The sequence below is a fragment of the Micromonospora sp. ZG13 genome, assembly GCF_059359355.1.
In genome coordinates this window covers 556,206-570,647 of sequence record NZ_JCADBQ010000002.1, presented here as the reverse complement: position 1 = coordinate 570,647, position 14,442 = coordinate 556,206, and the positions used below count along the sequence as shown (strand labels likewise).

16 protein-coding genes and 2 tRNA genes are annotated in these 14,442 nt (G+C 74.4%); 10 read left to right on the top strand and 8 right to left on the bottom strand.

The window, feature by feature from the left end; translation table 11 throughout:
* Positions 1 to 170 precede the first annotated feature (170 nt).
* From AC5L34_RS06570 to AC5L34_RS06560, 3 genes are all read left to right on the top strand, one after another.
* Positions 171 to 244 (top strand) — tRNA-Ile (locus AC5L34_RS06570).
* A gap of 42 nt (positions 245 to 286) precedes the next feature.
* Positions 287 to 415, top strand: coding sequence for a DLW-39 family protein (locus AC5L34_RS06565; RefSeq protein ID WP_210834795.1), 129 nt, complete (start codon positions 287 to 289; stop codon positions 413 to 415).
* A gap of 44 nt (positions 416 to 459) precedes the next feature.
* Positions 460 to 535 (top strand) — tRNA-Ala (locus tag AC5L34_RS06560).
* A 61-nt stretch (positions 536 to 596) separates the two neighbouring features.
* Here AC5L34_RS06560 and AC5L34_RS06555 read toward each other — a convergent pair.
* On the bottom strand, positions 597 to 821 hold the full coding sequence (locus AC5L34_RS06555) for a tyrosine-type recombinase/integrase (protein ID WP_441174088.1): 225 nt from the start codon (positions 819 to 821) through the stop codon (positions 597 to 599).
* A gap of 21 nt (positions 822 to 842) precedes the next feature.
* Entirely contained in the window at positions 843 to 1,217 is a 375-nt protein-coding gene (locus tag AC5L34_RS06550) for an ArsR/SmtB family transcription factor (RefSeq protein WP_441173897.1), read from the bottom strand.
* Between the two features lie 77 nt (positions 1,218 to 1,294).
* Between AC5L34_RS06550 and AC5L34_RS06545 the strand changes: the two genes are divergently transcribed.
* Together AC5L34_RS06545 and AC5L34_RS06540 are read left to right on the top strand one after the other, a co-directional pair.
* Positions 1,295 to 1,447, top strand: a complete 153-nt coding sequence (locus AC5L34_RS06545; RefSeq protein ID WP_441173895.1) for a hypothetical protein — start codon at positions 1,295 to 1,297, stop codon at positions 1,445 to 1,447.
* A 19-nt stretch (positions 1,448 to 1,466) separates the two neighbouring features.
* Positions 1,467 to 1,922 carry an ArsI/CadI family heavy metal resistance metalloenzyme gene (locus AC5L34_RS06540; RefSeq protein ID WP_494824078.1) on the top strand — a complete coding sequence of 152 codons (456 nt, stop codon included), beginning with the start codon at positions 1,467 to 1,469 and terminating at the stop codon, positions 1,920 to 1,922.
* 259 nt (positions 1,923 to 2,181) lie between these two features.
* Here the strand turns inward: AC5L34_RS06540 and AC5L34_RS06535 are convergent, their stop codons facing one another.
* The 3 genes from AC5L34_RS06535 to AC5L34_RS06525 form a co-directional block, all read right to left on the bottom strand.
* Complete coding sequence (locus AC5L34_RS06535) at positions 2,182 to 2,454, bottom strand: hypothetical protein (protein ID WP_441173893.1); 273 nt, start codon at positions 2,452 to 2,454, stop codon at positions 2,182 to 2,184.
* A gap of 149 nt (positions 2,455 to 2,603) precedes the next feature.
* On the bottom strand, positions 2,604 to 3,359 hold the full coding sequence (locus tag AC5L34_RS06530) for an HAD family hydrolase (protein WP_441173892.1): 756 nt from the start codon (positions 3,357 to 3,359) through the stop codon (positions 2,604 to 2,606).
* A 29-nt stretch (positions 3,360 to 3,388) separates the two neighbouring features.
* Positions 3,389 to 3,931, bottom strand: coding sequence for a DapH/DapD/GlmU-related protein (locus AC5L34_RS06525; RefSeq protein WP_101413467.1), 543 nt, complete (start codon positions 3,929 to 3,931; stop codon positions 3,389 to 3,391).
* Positions 3,932 to 4,040: 109 nt separating this feature from the next.
* Here AC5L34_RS06525 and AC5L34_RS06520 point away from each other — a divergent pair, with 109 nt between their 5' ends.
* Entirely contained in the window at positions 4,041 to 5,027 is a 987-nt protein-coding gene (locus AC5L34_RS06520) for an L-threonylcarbamoyladenylate synthase (protein WP_494824076.1), read from the top strand.
* Positions 5,028 to 5,181: 154 nt separating this feature from the next.
* On the top strand, positions 5,182 to 5,601 hold the full coding sequence (locus AC5L34_RS06515; RefSeq protein ID WP_441173890.1) for a CBS domain-containing protein: 420 nt from the start codon (positions 5,182 to 5,184) through the stop codon (positions 5,599 to 5,601).
* A 91-nt stretch (positions 5,602 to 5,692) separates the two neighbouring features.
* Here the strand turns inward: AC5L34_RS06515 and AC5L34_RS06510 are convergent, their stop codons facing one another.
* Positions 5,693 to 6,496, bottom strand: coding sequence for an MBL fold metallo-hydrolase (locus tag AC5L34_RS06510; protein WP_441173889.1), 804 nt, complete (start codon positions 6,494 to 6,496; stop codon positions 5,693 to 5,695).
* Between the two features lie 91 nt (positions 6,497 to 6,587).
* Positions 6,588 to 11,018: a cation-translocating P-type ATPase gene (locus AC5L34_RS06505; protein ID WP_441173888.1), complete on the bottom strand. Its 4,431-nt coding sequence runs from the start codon at positions 11,016 to 11,018 to the stop codon at positions 6,588 to 6,590.
* Positions 11,019 to 11,378: 360 nt separating this feature from the next.
* On the opposite strand from AC5L34_RS06505, the gene AC5L34_RS06500 reads away from it, so the two are divergent.
* The 3 genes from AC5L34_RS06500 (at position 11,379) to AC5L34_RS06490 (ending at position 13,996) form a co-directional block, all read left to right on the top strand.
* The gene (locus tag AC5L34_RS06500; RefSeq protein ID WP_441173887.1) at positions 11,379 to 12,773 is read left to right on the top strand and encodes an MFS transporter; all 1,395 of its coding nucleotides are present in this window, start codon (positions 11,379 to 11,381) and stop codon (positions 12,771 to 12,773) included.
* Positions 12,774 to 12,978: 205 nt separating this feature from the next.
* A complete protein-coding gene (locus tag AC5L34_RS06495; protein WP_441173886.1) occupies positions 12,979 to 13,764 on the top strand; it encodes an SDR family oxidoreductase in 786 nt (261 codons plus the stop codon).
* 37 nt (positions 13,765 to 13,801) lie between these two features.
* Entirely contained in the window at positions 13,802 to 13,996 is a 195-nt protein-coding gene (locus AC5L34_RS06490; protein ID WP_089002770.1) for a hypothetical protein, read from the top strand.
* Between the two features lie 176 nt (positions 13,997 to 14,172).
* Here AC5L34_RS06490 and AC5L34_RS06485 read toward each other — a convergent pair whose 3' ends face one another.
* Positions 14,173 to 14,373, bottom strand: a complete 201-nt coding sequence (locus AC5L34_RS06485) for a hypothetical protein (protein WP_144082310.1) — start codon at positions 14,371 to 14,373, stop codon at positions 14,173 to 14,175.
* Positions 14,374 to 14,442 lie beyond the last annotated feature (69 nt).

The following is a 14,442-nucleotide window of genomic DNA, read 5'->3' as shown; positions in this document are numbered from 1 at the left end:
CCGGCTTCCGTGCATCCTGGGCGCCTCGCCGGGCCGCAGGGACGACGTAATCGGCTGGCCGGGCGGCAGGCCTCCGGTAGGTTCAGAGGCGACGGCAACACCCGGACGTCGCGGCGGCCCCCGATTTGGGGCCGGACGGACGGATGGGTTAACCTTGCTCGTCGCCACGCGGGGCTATAGCTCAGTCGGTTAGAGCGCAGAGCTGATAACTCTGAGGTCGCTGGTTCGATTCCAGCTAGCCCCACCGCACATCGTCCGACGGCAGTCGAGCGCGAGGGTAGGGCCCATGTTCAAGAAGCTTCTGATCCTGGCCGGTGTCGTCGGTGTGGCAGCCGTGGTGGCCAGGAAGGTCAAGGCTTCCAACGACGAGCGCGCCCTGTGGCACGAGGCGACCACCGCGCCCGACCTGCGCTGATTCCCCGCCGGCACTGTCGGCATCGGCGGCGTCGTCCGCCTCCCGGGGCCCTAGCTCAACTGGCAGAGCACTGCCTTTGCAAGGCAGGGGTTAGGGGTTCGAGTCCCCTGGGCTCCACCAATACCGCCTCTGATCAGGCGACTCCTCATCGCAAGATCAACGGACACGAGCCGGGCACAGGTCAGTCATGATCTTGCGGCCGGATGGTCGCCTTGTTGGCACGTTCCGCCGCTGAGCTCAGGACCGAGCCAATGACGCCGCTGGGCCGGTCTCGCTTCGGCAGCCAGTGCACGTACGTCTCCAACGTGATGCGCAACGTCCTGTGTCGAAGCAGACGCTGTACCTCCTGCGGCTCGACGTGGTTGGTGATCAGCGTCGTGGCGAAGAAGTGCCGTAGTGCGTGCAGTACACGCAGGTGGTTGGAGGCTCACGCCGTGGTGTCGGCGGCGGGGGCGGTGGACATGTCCAGCAACGCGCCGAGCTGCCGGAATGCCTCCGGCTTCACCCGGTACCACACCCAGGTGCCGCGTCGGTCGGCGTCGACCAGGCCGGCCTCGCGTAGCACCTTGAGGTGGTGGGAGATGGTTGGCCCGGAGAGGTCGAACGCCGGGGTCAGGTCGCAGACGCAGATCTCCGGCACGGAGGCGATCATCGACATCAGCCGCAGCCGGATCGGGTCGCCCAGTGCCTTGAACATCGGCGCGACCACCGCCGCTTGATCGGCCTCCAGGGGGCGGACGGCGATCGGTGAGCAGCAGGCCACGGCTTGGAGGTCCACCACCGGCAGCGCTTGTTTCGACATAACTCTAGGTTGACAGATCTCGAAACAGGGTGCAACGTAGGTCCTGCTTCGAAAAACATCTAGGCAAGGGTGAAGTGATGCTCAAGCTGTCCTCCCGTCGTCGCAACACCCACGTCCGAGACGTGACCCTCTGCGAGTCGTGCGGGCAGGTGTGCACTCCGGATTGCCACGCCGACGCCCGCTACGAGCGCACCCGCACCGCCGCTCTCACCACCTACCACATCCGCTAAATCCGTCAGGAGGGGAACCATGTCCCGCGTCCAGCTCGCCCTGCGTGTATCCGACCTCGAAGGCTCCATCGCCTTCTACTCGAAGTTGTTCAACACCGAGCCGGCCAAGCTTCGCCCCGGCTATGCCAACTTCGCCATCGAGAACCCGCCGCTGAAGCTCGTGCTTCTCAAGGGCGAGGCCGACCAGCCCACCGTGATGGACCACCTGGGCGTCGAGGTGTTCAGCACCGACGAGGTCGACGCCGCCACCAAGCGCCTCACCGACTCCGGCCTGATCACTCTCGAAGAGAACAGCACCGAATGCTGCTACGCCCTCCAGGACAAGGTGTGGGTACGCGGCCCCGGCAACGAGCCCTGGGAGGTCTGCACCGTCAAGGCTGACTCCGACCACCTGGAAAAAGTCGCCGCAGATGCCTGCTGCACCCCGGACGCCGCGAAGGAGCCAGCCGTGACGGGTAGCGCAAACTGCTGCTGACGGCGCGACGACGAGACGCAGGCCAACCCGCCCGCAACGCCTGGCTTCCGCTTGAAGTGCGAGGCAGGCGGCGGGCGGGATGGCAGCAGAACAGGGCTACCTGGCGGGGACTGTGCAGGATCAACGGGCACAGATCCGGCACAACTGAGCCCGAAAACCCGTGTAGAACGTCGAGAAGCGCCAAACGTGCGTACGAAAGATCCCCACCTGCGTTTCCGCAGGTGGGGATCTTTTTGGCCCGGCGATGGGTCCTCAGAGATCAGGCCAGCGGTCGGGCGCGGGTGGCGGTGACCGTCGCGGTGCCGCCGCTGGACAGGCCGGAGATCAGGTACGCCCGGTAGGTCGGTAGCACGGCCCAGAGGTCCGGGGTGCCATCGGCGTTGATGTCGGCGGCCTGCAGCGTCGTGATCGTGACGCCGGTGTCGACGCCGTCCGCCCGGAACGCGTTCACCAGTTGCAGCGGGCTGTTGCCGTTGGCATCGATCTGATTGTCGGAGAAGATCGAGAACTGGTTTCCGTAAGGGTTGGCCATCGTGCCGTCCCCAGTGCCGTGGATGACGCCACCGTTACGTTCCGTCGGACCCGGTGCCGTCGAAGCACGGCACCGAGAACGACAGATCCGGGCTTCGAGTCTCCGTCGCCGCCGATGATTCGAAGCCACCGAATCACAGGAACAGACGGTCAGGCGCCGGCGTACTCACGCAGCAGTGCGAGGAGTCCGTGGCCGTCCTCGATCCGCGCGTCCGGTTCGACGCCCGCAAGCGCCGGCTCCCGGTCGGTGCGGGGCGAGCGCATGAGGATCGCGGCGCCCGTACCGGCGCGACGGGCGCACACGATGTCGCGGTGCACGCTGTCGCCGACGAACCAGCAGTCGCCGATCGGCACCGCGACGGCGCGGGACGCCAGCAGCGCCAGTTCCGGGTTCGGCTTCCGGGGGCCGGCCTCGTCGCTGTAGAACTCGGCCCTGAACAGCCCGGAGAGCCCCGCGGCGGCGAGGAAGTCCCGGTGGGCGGCGCCGCAGAGCGTGTTGCTGACGACCGCCATCGGCAGGCCGGCGTCGGCGGCGTGGCGCAGGGCCTCGCCAATGCCGGGACGCACCGCCCACGCCTCCCGCCAGGTCCAGGCGTACGCCAGTGGGGTCGCCTCCCGCTCGACGGCGTCGCGGGCCTCCCGCGGCCAGGACCGGGTCACGAAGTCGGCCCACACCTGGGTGTGCGGCAGCTCGACGGGATCACCGGCCCTGCCGACGTCGTCGCGCCACAGGGTGTATGCCCGCGCGCCCTCGCCCAGGTCCCGGGCGATCTGCTCGTCGGGCACCGCGCCGTCGACGAGATCGGCGAGGCGCCGCACGAGCCCCGGCGGGGCCGGCGGTTGGGGTGGCGCGTCGGCCAGGACGCCGCCGAAGTCCAGCAGGAGAGCCCGAGGGGTACGAAGCATGGCGCCATCCTCGCGTACCGGGACGGGTGTCACCACTGTCGATGCACCGTCGCCTTGCGGCCCGTCACCAGGCTGGCCGGCGGTACGTCCTCGGCCACGACCGAGCCGGCGGCGACCACGGCGTCGCGGCCGATGCTGACGCCGGGGAGGATCGTGGCACCGGCGCCGATCCACACGTTCTCGGCCACGTCGATGGGGGCGCCGCTGAGCCAGCCCCGCCGCTGCGCCGGATCGACCGGGTGGCCGACGGTGATGAAGGTGGCCTTCGGTCCGACCATCACTCCCGCACCGAGCCGGATGCCCGCGTAGTCCAGGAACGTGCAGTTCTGGTTGATGAAGACGCGCTCCGCGAGGTCCAGGCGGAGGCCGTGGTCGGTGTAGAAGGGTGGATAGATCGTGACTCTCCTCGGCAGCGGCCTGCCGAGGATCCGTTCGAAGAGCGCGGCCTTGCCCGCCTCGTCCTCGAAGGGCAGGACGTTCAGGCGGGACGTGAGTTCGGTGACCCGCAGGACCCGCTCGGCCATGGCCTGGAACTCGGCGCTGTGGATGCGCAGCAGACGGTCGTTGGACACGGCACGATCCTTCCTGGTCCGGTCACGCCCGACGCGGGGCACCGCCGACGCGTACGGACCCGCACGGCCGCCCACGAGCCGCCCGCCCCGGCAGGTTAGCGTCGGAGGCGTGACCACCGGATCCCCACGCGTGCTCCCGGCCGACAGCGGCATCGCCGAAGCGGCCTCCGTCCTGCGTACCGGCGGGCTGGTGGCCTTCCCCACCGAGACCGTCTACGGGCTGGGCGCGAACGCGCTGGACGCCCGTGCCGCCGCCCGGATCTTCGAGGCGAAGGCGCGCCCCAGTTTCGACCCGCTGATCACCCACCTCGCCGACGCCGCCGAGCTGGAGAAGCTGGTGGGGGCCGTGCCGGCGGCGGTCGCGGCGTTGGCCGAGCGCTTCTGGCCCGGGCCGCTCACGTTGATCGTGGACCGGCCGGCGGCGATCCCGCCGATCGTCACGTCCGGGCTGCCGACGATGGCGGTCCGCGTGCCCGACAACGCGTACGCGCGGGCGCTGATCGCCGAGGCCGGGGTGCCGGTGGCGGCGCCGAGCGCGAACCGGTTCGGCCAGCTCAGCCCGACGCGGGCGGAGCATGTGGTGCGAGGGCTGGGCGCCGCCGTCGACGTGGTGCTCGACGGGGGGCCGACGCGGTGCGGCATCGAGTCGACGATCGTGGACGCCCGGGACGGGCGGCCGGTGGTGCTGCGCCTCGGCGCGTTGCCCGTGGAGGCGCTGGAGGAGGCCGTGGGCCCGGTGACCGTACGCCCGGGCAGCTCGGGGCAGCCCGTCGCGCCCGGCGCGCTGGCGGCGCACTACGCCCCGCGTACGCCGCTGCGGCTGGCGTCGGGCGGCGAGCCGCCGGCGGCCGACGGGGTCCGGCGCGGCTTCCTGGCCTTCCGGGACCGGCCGGCGGGCGACTGGGCGGCGGTGGAGGTGCTCTCGGGCGCCGGTGACCTGACCGAGGCCGCCGCGCGGCTGTTCGACGCGCTGCACGAGCTGGACGGCGCCGGGGTCGGCGAGATCCTGGTCGAGCCGGTCCCCGAGGTGGGCGTCGGCCGCGCGGTCAACGATCGGCTGCGCCGCGCCGCCGCCACCTGGCACCCGGCGGCGTGAGGCGGGCACCCGGCGTCAGGCGGCGGCGGCTCCCGCGGGCTGCGACGGCGTCCAACGTCGGCTGTCGGTGCCGGCGGTTCCTTCCGTGTGCATGGGCGGGGAGGCCGGGGGTAGGAGAAACGGCAACGACCCCCTGGAAGTGAGGTGTCAGCCAATGCCGACCGCACGCGAGATCATGACGAACGACGTGACCTGCATCCGTGAGCAGGACGACCTCAGGACGGCCGCGAAGCAGATGGCCCAGTTGGGTGTCGGCTCGCTGCCGATCTGCGGGGACGACAACCGGCTCAAAGGCATGTTGACCGACCGCGACATCGTGGTGAAGGTCCTCGCCGAGGGCCGCGACCCGGGTCGCGTCACCGCCGGTGAGCTCGCCCAGGGCGAGGCGGTGACGATCGGCGCCGACGACGACGCGGCGGAGATCCTGCGGACCATGAGCGAGCACAAGGTACGCCGGCTGCCGGTGATCGACGGGCACGAGCTCGTCGGCATCGTGGCCGTCGCCGACGTGGCCCGCTCCCTGCCCGAGCGCCCGGTGGGTGACCTCATCGAGGCCATCTCCGAGCGCGTCTGACCGCGCGTCACGACCGATCGCCGCCCTCCGGCCCCGGGCCGGGAGGCGGCGATCGGCGTACGCGGGTCCGTCGACCCGGCGGGTCGGCGGCTCAGTCGGGCGGGGTCAGCGGGACGGTCTCGCCGCGGGCGATGGTGCGGACGCTCCCGGCCAGGCCGCGCCGCCGTACCTCCGCCACGAAGTGACCCAGCGGCGAGCGGAACACCGGATAGTCGTCGTAGTGGATCGGCACGGTGAGCTTCGGCCGGACCAGCTCGACCAGGTCGGTGCCCTGGCGCGCGTCCATGGTGAGCAGGAGCCCGGCGATCCGGGTGCCGCCGAGGTGGATCAGCATGGCGTCGATGTCCGGGTACCGCTCGGGGATCTCGGCCAGCATCGGCCGGTTGAGCGTGTCGCCGGTGACGTAGAGGCGGAACCGGCGGCTGCCGTCGCGCTCCAGGTCGATCATCGTGCCCATCACGTCGGGCAGCAGCAGGTCCAGCGCGCCGGGCCCGTGCCTGCCCGGCATCGAGGTCAGGCGTAGCGTCTCGCCGTCGCGGCGCAGCTCCCGGGAGTTCCAGGTGGGCAGCCCTTCGGCGGCCCGGAAGCCCCAACGGCGCAGCTTGCGCTCGGCGGCGGGGGTGGTGACGATCGGCAGCTCCCGGTCGAGTTCCCGGCGGGCCACGCGGTCGAAGTGGTCGCCGTGCAGGTGGGAGAGGACGACCGCGTCCAGCGACGGCAGCTGGGCGATCCGCAGCGCCGGGTCGGTGCGCCGGCGCGACCAGAGCCCCTTGCCCAGGTACGCGCGCTGGCCCCGGTGCAGGAAGTTCGGGTCGGTGAGCAGGGTGAACCCGCCGATCCGCAGCACCGTGGTGGCGGTGCCGATGAACGTGACCTCGGGCTGCGTCGTCGACATGTGCACCTCCACCGGTAGCCCTACCCGTGATCGGCGGGCCCATTCCGGCCGGGGCCACGGCGTGCTGGTCGCCCGCGTACGCCGGGCGCGGTCACGCCGGTTCGCCGTCCGCGCCGGACCCGGAGCCGGGCAGGCGCCCTACGAGGCGGGTGAGCGCGCCGTTCGCGAAGGTGGCGCCGAGCGCGGAGCCCGTCGCGATGGTCCAGCCGACCGGGCCGAGGGGCGTGCAGCCGAAGAAGTGGCTGACCCCGGGCGTCTGGACCACCACCGTCAGCACCCCGAGCGACGCGGCGGTGGAGGCCAGTACGGCCGGGCTGGTGCCGCCGGCCAGCACCGTCTGCCCGAGCTGGGTGCCGACCAGCGAGACCAGCGCGACGGTGCCCGCCCGCCGGCGTCGCCCCGTGTAGCGGGCCAGCGTCCAGCCGGCGGTGGCGCCCAGCGTCGTGGCGGCGGCGCGCAGCCCGATCTCCCGGGTCATCGGCTCGCCCAGCGAGGTGTCGGGGCCCTCCCGGAGCAGGCCGTCGGCGTGGTCCGCCGCGGGTGGGCGGATCGCGATCGCCAGCGCCGGTGCCAGGTCGGTGAGCAGGTTGACCAGGAGCAGTTGCCGGCCGGTGAGGGCCGAGCGGCCCGTGGCGGCGGCGGTCAGCACGCTGAACGCGATCTCGCCGAGGTTCCCGCCGACCAGGATGCTGAGCGCGTGGCGTACGGAGGACCACATCGCCCGGCCCTCGACCAGGGTGGCGATGATGGTCTCCAGCCGGTCGTCGGTGACCACCAGGTCGGCTGCCGCCCGGGCCGCCGGGGTGCCCCGCTGACCGAGGGCGATGCCGACGTCGGCCAGCCGGATCGCTGCGGCGTCGTTGGCGCCGTCGCCGGTCATCGCGACCGTACGCCCGCACGCGCGCAACGCCTGGATGATCCGGACCTTGTGCGCCGGGGTGCACCGGGCCACCACGTCCGTGGCGGCGAGCCGCGCGCCGAGGGCCTCGTCGTCGAGCTGGTCGAGTTCCGTCGCGGTGACGACCCGCTGGTCCTCGTGGTCGCTGATGGTGGCCGCGATCGCCTCGGCGGTCGCCGGATGGTCACCGGTGATCATGATGGTGTGCACGCCGGCCTGGCGGATGCGGCGCACGGCGGGCGCGGCGCTCTCGCGTACCCCGTCGGCGAGAGCCAGGAAGCCGACGAAGGTCAGGTCGCGCACCTGCCCGTCCGTGACGTCGGGCGAGGAGGCCGGGCACTCGGCCACGGCGAGGATCCGGTGCCCCGCCCCCGCCCGGTCGGCGAGCATGGCGTGCAGCCCGGCGCGCCCCTCGTCGTCGAGCGGCTCGTCCTCGCCGCCGGGCGTACGCCGGCCGGAGCACCGGGGCAGCACCGACTCGGGGGCCCCCTTCACGCTGAGCAGCAGCCGGTCCCCGGCCCGGCCGACGGTGGCGTGGTAGCCCCGGGACGGCTCGAACGGCAGCCCGCCGACCGGCTCCCATCCCCCGGCGCCGGTCTGCTCGGTCACGCCCGCCGCCTGGGCGCCGGAGCGGACCGCGCGGTCGGTCTGCTGGGCCAGGTCGTGGGGTTCGTCGGCGCCGGGGGTGGCGCGCAGCGCCGCCGCGAGGGTGTCCCGCAGGACGTCGTCGAGCCGGTCGACGGGTGCGTACCGGCCGTCGTCGCCGACCCCGGCGAGCAGCAGCCGGCCCTCGGTGAGGGTGCCGGTCTTGTCGAAGCAGAGCACGTCCACCCGCCCGAGCGCCTCGATGGTGCGTGGGTTGCGGACCAGCGCGCCGTGCTCCGCCAGCCGCCGTGCGGCAGCCAGCTGCGCGGCGCTGACCAGGAACGGCAGCCCCTCCGGCACGGACGCGACGGCCAGGTTCGCGGCGGTCGCGGCGGTCTGGGCCAGCGGTACGCCCCGCAGCAGCCCCGCGCCGGCCACCGCCACCGCCGAGCCGGCGGCCAGCGGGATCGCCGCGCGGGTCAACCGGCCCAGCCGCGCCTCCACGCCGCTCGACGGCGGGGCCTGCCGGGCCATCGCCAGGCTCCGTCCCGCCTCGGTGTCCGCGCCGGTCGCGACCACCACCGCCGTCCCGGTTCCGGCGGCGACGCTGGTGCCCTCGTAGAGCATCGAGCGCCGGTCGGCGACGGCGGCGGCGACCACCGGCTGGTCGGTCTTGGTGACCGGCAGCGACTCGCCGGTGAGCGAGGACTCGTCCATCTCCAGCCCGGCCGACTCCAGCACCCGGCAGTCGGCCGGTACGGCGTCGCCCGATTCGAGCAGGACGACGTCCCCGGGCACCAGCTCCTCGGCCGGCAGCGTCCGTTCCGTGCCGTCGCGGCGTACGCGGGCGGTGACCGCCGAGCGGGACAGCAGCTCGGCCAGCGACCGTTCGGTGCTGTGCTGGTGCACCGCCCCGAGCAGCGCCGACCCGCCGACCACGCCGCCGACCAGGGCGGCGTCGACGGGCGAGCCGAAGGTGGCCGAGAGCACCGCCCCGGCGGCCAGTACGGGGGTGAGCGGGTTGGCCAGCTCGTCGACGAAGGCGCGCAGCAGCCCCGTGGGTCCGTCGGGCCTTACGCTCCGGTCGCCCCGGCGGCGCTCGGCCTCGGCGGTGGTCAGCCCGTCGGGGCCGGTGTCGAGGTGGTCGAGCACGGTCGGGGACGGCATCAGGTGCCAGGCGGTGACGGCCGGGGTCGGGCCGTCCGTCCGGTCGGGCAGCCGGTGCGCCCGCAGTACGCCGTGGGCGAAGGCCAGCGCGGCCGCCCCGTTCACGGCCACGACGGCGCGTCCGGGCAGCCGTGCGCGGGGGGCGGTGAGCGCGTTCAGCGCGCCGAGGCCGGTGCCGGCCATGGCCAGGCCGATGTTCTGCCGGGCCATCCGGCGGGCCACCCCCGCCGCCTCGATGAGCAGTGCCGCGACCCGCAGGTCGGCGCCGACCAGCAGGTGCGCCCCCCAGGGCGGCAGCTCCTCGGGGCCGCTGAGCCCCAGTCCGCAGTCGGCGGCGCCGAGCGCGGCGCGGTCGGCGGAGACCACCATCACCATCGCCCCGTCGCGTTGCAGGTCACGCACCGACTCGGCCAGCCGGTCGCGGCCCGGCAGGTGGGCGTCGGCGAAGCCGTACCGCTGCTCGTCGTCGCCGGCCACGACCAGCCGCAGGCCGGCCTGGCGGGCGGCGGCCGGCAGGGCGTCGACGCCCGGCGCCGGCTCCGGTTCGACCCGCAGCACGGCGGCGAGGGTGCCGCCGTCGGCCAGGCCGAGCAGCAGTCCGCCCGCGTCGCGCAGCCGCCGGCTGTCGGTGGTGTCGCCCGGGTCCTCGACGTCCAGCGCGTCCAGCGGCCCGAGCCGCCAGCCGTCGGCGTGCCGTGGCTCCCGGGGCGCGGCGGGGTCGAAGAGGGCGAACGCGCGCGCCGCCACCCGCCCGGTGTCCGCCCCCGCGAGCGGCGCCAGGTCCGCCAGCGCTCCCCGGTCGGAGCCGAGCACGGCGGCGTCCAGCAGGACGGTGTCGATCCGGTCCAGTTCGCGCAGCACGCTGCGGTCCATCGCGATGACCCCGCGCCGGGCGAGGATCAGGCCGAGCTGCGCGGCGTAACCCTCGCGGCCGCTGCCCGGCGCCTTCGGCAGCGTGGAGAGGCCCAGCGCGGCGGCCCGCTTTCCACCCACGACCGGCGTCGCGGCGGCCGCCGCGACGGCGCCCGCGTCGAGCGTCCGGGACACGTACTTCTCGACGGGGCCGTCCGGCTTCGGCCGGGGGCGCTCGATCTTCGGCGCGGGGGCGGCGGCCCGCTCCGGATGCCCGGTCAGCCGAGGTTCGGCCTGTGCCCACGCGCGGAGCTGGGCGCGCGCCTCGCCCCACTGCACCACCCGGTGCGCGCCGTCGAGCACGAGCCCGGTCCAGCTGCCCGTGAGGCCCTGCACCACCGCCTCGGCGAGCGGGAACAGCAGGTCGGCTCGCGGGTCGGCGCGCAGCCCACGGTCCGCCAGCGCGTGCAGCTTCGGATGCAGGTCGACCGCGCCGAGCAGCCCGGCCACCTCCCCGGGCACCGGCGTGAACGGCAGGATCCGGGTGGCGGCGGAGAGGGTCAGGCCCAGGGCGTCGGAGGCCAGCCCGCCGAGGGTGCGCGGTGTGCGGGGTCCCTCCTCGGGTGGGTGTGGCGGCGGGATCTCCGGGTCCGGCTCGTGGGGGCAGGTGCGTTCGGTGCGGGCGACGGTCGCGATGAGGTCGCGCAGGGCGGGCTCTGGCGTACCGACGGCGACGACCACCCGGCCGGACGGGGCGTTGACCCGGGCCCACTCGACGCCGGGCATCCGCTCCAGCGCCGCCTCGACCTGCCGCGCGAGGACGTCGCCGCCGTCCTGGCAGACCCCGAGCACCTCGATGTGGTGCCGGCCGGGGCGGGACCAGACCCGGCGTCGGCTCAGTCCCGCGACCCGCGCGAGCCGGGCGGCGACGGCGCCGACGTTCCGGGACGCCTCACCGACGACCGGCGGCACCGGGACCGCCGGAAGGAGCCGGCCGGCCGCGCGGCCCAGGGAGATCATCGAGGCGTACGACCGGACAGGCGCCGGTCAGGCCCCTCGCCACCGCTGCTCCCGCCGTACGCCATCACGCCTCCCACGCCTGCGCTCCGGCGGCCTGGCTTCCCGGTGGGTAGTCGGTTATGCCCCCGGGCGGCGGAGGTTTCTCCCGTGCGGCCGTCGTGTCCGAGGGTGTCCGTCGGCTTCGGAGGGCCGGAGATAGGAGGGCCGGAGAGAGGCGGGTCACCCTTGACCTCAACCCGGATTGAGGTCCCAGGCTGACCTCATGCTGATCGAACTGCTCCGCGCCGAGGCGGGTACGCCGTACCCGCGGGCCCGCCCTGGCCACCGACCGCTGTGCCTGCCGCGCCCGGCGGGCCGGAGGTGACCGACACGGCGGCGCCCGTCGCCCCGGACGTCGGGGAGGCGGGGCTCTTCGCACCCCGGCTGCGGGCGATGACGGTGGGCAGCGTGGCGCTGATCTCGCTGCTCGCATTCGAGGCGCTGGCGGTGGGCACCGCCATGCCGTCCGTCGCCCGCAGCCTCGACGGGCTGGCCCTCTACGGGATCGCCTTCGGGGGACCGTTCGCCGCCGGGGTGCTCGCCATGGTCGCCTCCGGCATCTGGTGCGACTCCCGGGGCCCCCGGGCCCCGATGTGGCACGGGCTCGTCTGGTTCGTGCTGGGGCTGGTGCTCGCCGGCAGCGCCACCAGCATGGGCGTCCTGGTGGCCGGCCGGATCGTGCAGGGCTTCGGCTCCGGGCTGCTCTCCGTGGCGCTGTACGTGATCGTCGGGCAGGCGTACCCGGAGGTGCTGCACCGTCGGATCTTCGCGGCGTTCGCCGCCGCGTGGGTCGTACCGTCCCTGGTCGGGCCGGCGCTGGCCGGCCTGATCGTGGAGCACCTCGGCTGGCGCTGGGTCTTCCTGGCGGTGCCGGCGGTGGCGGTGCCGGCGGTGCTGCTGATCCACCCCGGCCTGCGGGCGGTCGGCGCGACCACGGCGACCGGGCTGCCGTCCGGCGCGGCGGCCCGGATCGGCTGGGCCTGTGGGGCGGGGGTGAGCGCCGCACTGTTGCACATCGGGGGGCAGCAGCGCGGCGCCACCGCCGTCGGGTTGGTGGCCCTGGCGCTGGCGGGGCTGCTGGTCTGCGCGCCCCGGCTGCTGCCGGCCGGGTTCCTGCGCGCCGGCCGGGGCCTGCCGACGGTGGTCGGGCTGCGCGGCCTCGCCTCGGCGGCGTTCGTCGGCGCCGAGGTGGTGATCCCGCTGATGCTCTCCCGGGAGCGCGGGCTGTCGCCGACCGCCGCCGGCCTGGTCCTGACCACCGGCGCGCTCGCCTGGTCGGCCGGTTCCTGGTTGCAGGGTCGGATGCCCGCCCCGCGCTCCCGGGCCACCCTGCCGAGGGCGGGACTGACGTGCATCGCGGCCGGTACGGCAGTGGTCACACTCGCCGTCGCGCCGGCCGTGCCGGTCTGGGTGGGCGTGCTCGGCTGGGCCGGCGCCGGCCTCGGCATGGGATTGCTCTACCCGTCGCTGTCGGTGCTGACGTTGGAGCTGTCCGCGCCCGGCGAGCAGGGGCGCAACAGTTCCTCGCTGCAACTGGGCGACTCGCTCTTCGCGGCGACCGTGCTGGCGCTCACCGGCGCTGTGCTCGCCGCCGGCGCGGCCCCGGGGCCGGCCAGCTACGCCGGCACGCTCGCGGTGACCTCCGGCCTGGCCGTGCTGGGCGTCGTACTCGCCGGTCGGGTGGTGCCCGGCGTGCCCGGGATCCGCGCCGGCTGACCGCCCCACCGCCGCGGGTGGGCGGGTGCGCCGATTCGGGCCGGTGACGGCCGCCGGCCCGGGACGATGGGCTCCTGACCATCCTCCCGATGGCCGTGGTGATGGGCCGCCGTGAGGCGCCGCACAGTCGGTCACACGCGCGGGTCGGGTGCCGTCTGCCCACTGTCGCGCGGCGGGCGTGCGGCGGCCGGAGAGGGAGGGAACCATGCGGGTGCTGGTCACCGGGGCGGGCGGTCGGCTCGGGCGGGTGGTGCTGCCCCGGCTGCGTGCCGAGGGCTGGGAGGTCCGGGCGACGAGCCGGCGGGCGCGTACCGACCGGTCGGCGCGGTGGGTGGTGGTCGACCTGGCCACCGGGGAAGGGCTGGTCGAGGCGGTGTCCGGCGTGGACGCCGTCCTGCACCTGGCATCGTCGCCCAACCGGGGGCGGCAGACCCACCGGGTCGACGTGCTCGGCACCCGCCGGCTGGTCGTCGCCGCCGGGCAGGAGGGCGTACGGCACCTGGTCTACGTCTCGATCGTGGGGGTGGACCGGGTGCCGATTCCCTACTACCGGCACAAGCTCGCCGCCGAGCAGGTCGTGGCGGCCGGGCCGGTGCCGTGGACCGTACTGCGGGCGACCCAGTTCCCGGAGTTCCTCGACGGGATGCTGCGCGGGGCGAGCCGCCTCGGCCCGGTCGTCGGCGACCCGGCCGTGCTCGCCCAGCCGGTCGATCCCGGCGAGGTCGCGGACCACCTCGTGCGCCGGCTCACCGCCGGCCCGCTACGCGGCATCGAGGAGTACGGCGGCCCGGAGGTCCTCCGCTTCGACGAGGCGGCCCGCGCGTGGACGGCCGCCCGGCGGTCCCGTCGCCCGCTGCTGCCGGTGCGGATACCCGGCCGGCTGGGCCGCGCCCTGCGCTCGGGCGGCCTGGTCACCGGGGCGACCCCGACGGGCACCCGGACGTGGGCCGACCACCTCGCCGACACGTACGGGGGAACCGACGCAAGATGAACGGCTCCCGCGTTCACGTCCGGCCTACCGTGACGCCATGTTCGCCATGGTCGCCACCGTCATCCTGTACGTCGCCGGTTTCGTCTTCCTCTACGGCGTGATCCGGCTCGCCATCCGCCACGCCCTAGAGGAGATGGAGGTGCGCCGGGTCCAGGCCGAGCGGGCCGAGGAACTGGCCGCCGTACGGGACCGCGCCCTGCTGCGCGACAACGGCTTCCTCACGGGCAACTGACCGGCGCCACCCTGCGGTGGCCCTCGGCCCGGCCCGCTCTGCGGCTGGCCGAGCCGGCGCCCGGCCCGCTCTGCGGCTGGCCCGGTCTGGCCGCGGCTGGCCCGTTCCAACTGGGCGGCGGCTGGCCCGGCCGGCCCCGTCCCGGTGGTCCGGGACGGGGCCGGTGCGCCGGGTGGCTAGAAGTCGGCGGCCACGGCGAGGTTGAACTTGTCGATGGCGGCCTTCTTCTCCGGGGGGAGCGCCTCGACGTCGATCCGGTCGGTCTCGCCCCTGCCGTCGTGGGTGTCCACACCCTTCAGGAGGTGGTCGACGATGGAGTTCGCCTCGTCGGTGGTGAAGCCGGCGTCGGTCAGGATGTGCAGCGGAAGATCACTCATGTCGGCGCCGGTACCCGGCATCGCCGGCCCCCACACGCCGCCGGCACCCGTCTCCGGATCGATAGGGGT

Coding starts and splice junctions, on each gene's coding strand:
- AC5L34_RS06505 (WP_441173888.1), bottom strand. CDS start 11,018: ATGATCTCCCTGGGCCGCGCGGCCGGCCGGCTCCTTCCGGCGGTCCCG.
- AC5L34_RS06550 (WP_441173897.1), bottom strand. CDS start 1,217: ATGTCGAAACAAGCGCTGCCGGTGGTGGACCTCCAAGCCGTGGCCTGC.
- AC5L34_RS06495 (WP_441173886.1), top strand. CDS start 12,979: ATGCGGGTGCTGGTCACCGGGGCGGGCGGTCGGCTCGGGCGGGTGGTG.
- AC5L34_RS06490 (WP_089002770.1), top strand. CDS start 13,802: ATGTTCGCCATGGTCGCCACCGTCATCCTGTACGTCGCCGGTTTCGTC.
- AC5L34_RS06540 (WP_494824078.1), top strand. CDS start 1,467: ATGTCCCGCGTCCAGCTCGCCCTGCGTGTATCCGACCTCGAAGGCTCC.
- AC5L34_RS06515 (WP_441173890.1), top strand. CDS start 5,182: ATGCCGACCGCACGCGAGATCATGACGAACGACGTGACCTGCATCCGT.
- AC5L34_RS06510 (WP_441173889.1), bottom strand. CDS start 6,496: ATGTCGACGACGCAGCCCGAGGTCACGTTCATCGGCACCGCCACCACG.
- AC5L34_RS06545 (WP_441173895.1), top strand. CDS start 1,295: ATGCTCAAGCTGTCCTCCCGTCGTCGCAACACCCACGTCCGAGACGTG.
- AC5L34_RS06485 (WP_144082310.1), bottom strand. CDS start 14,373: ATGAGTGATCTTCCGCTGCACATCCTGACCGACGCCGGCTTCACCACC.
- AC5L34_RS06565 (WP_210834795.1), top strand. CDS start 287: ATGTTCAAGAAGCTTCTGATCCTGGCCGGTGTCGTCGGTGTGGCAGCC.
- AC5L34_RS06535 (WP_441173893.1), bottom strand. CDS start 2,454: ATGGCCAACCCTTACGGAAACCAGTTCTCGATCTTCTCCGACAATCAG.
- AC5L34_RS06530 (WP_441173892.1), bottom strand. CDS start 3,359: ATGCTTCGTACCCCTCGGGCTCTCCTGCTGGACTTCGGCGGCGTCCTG.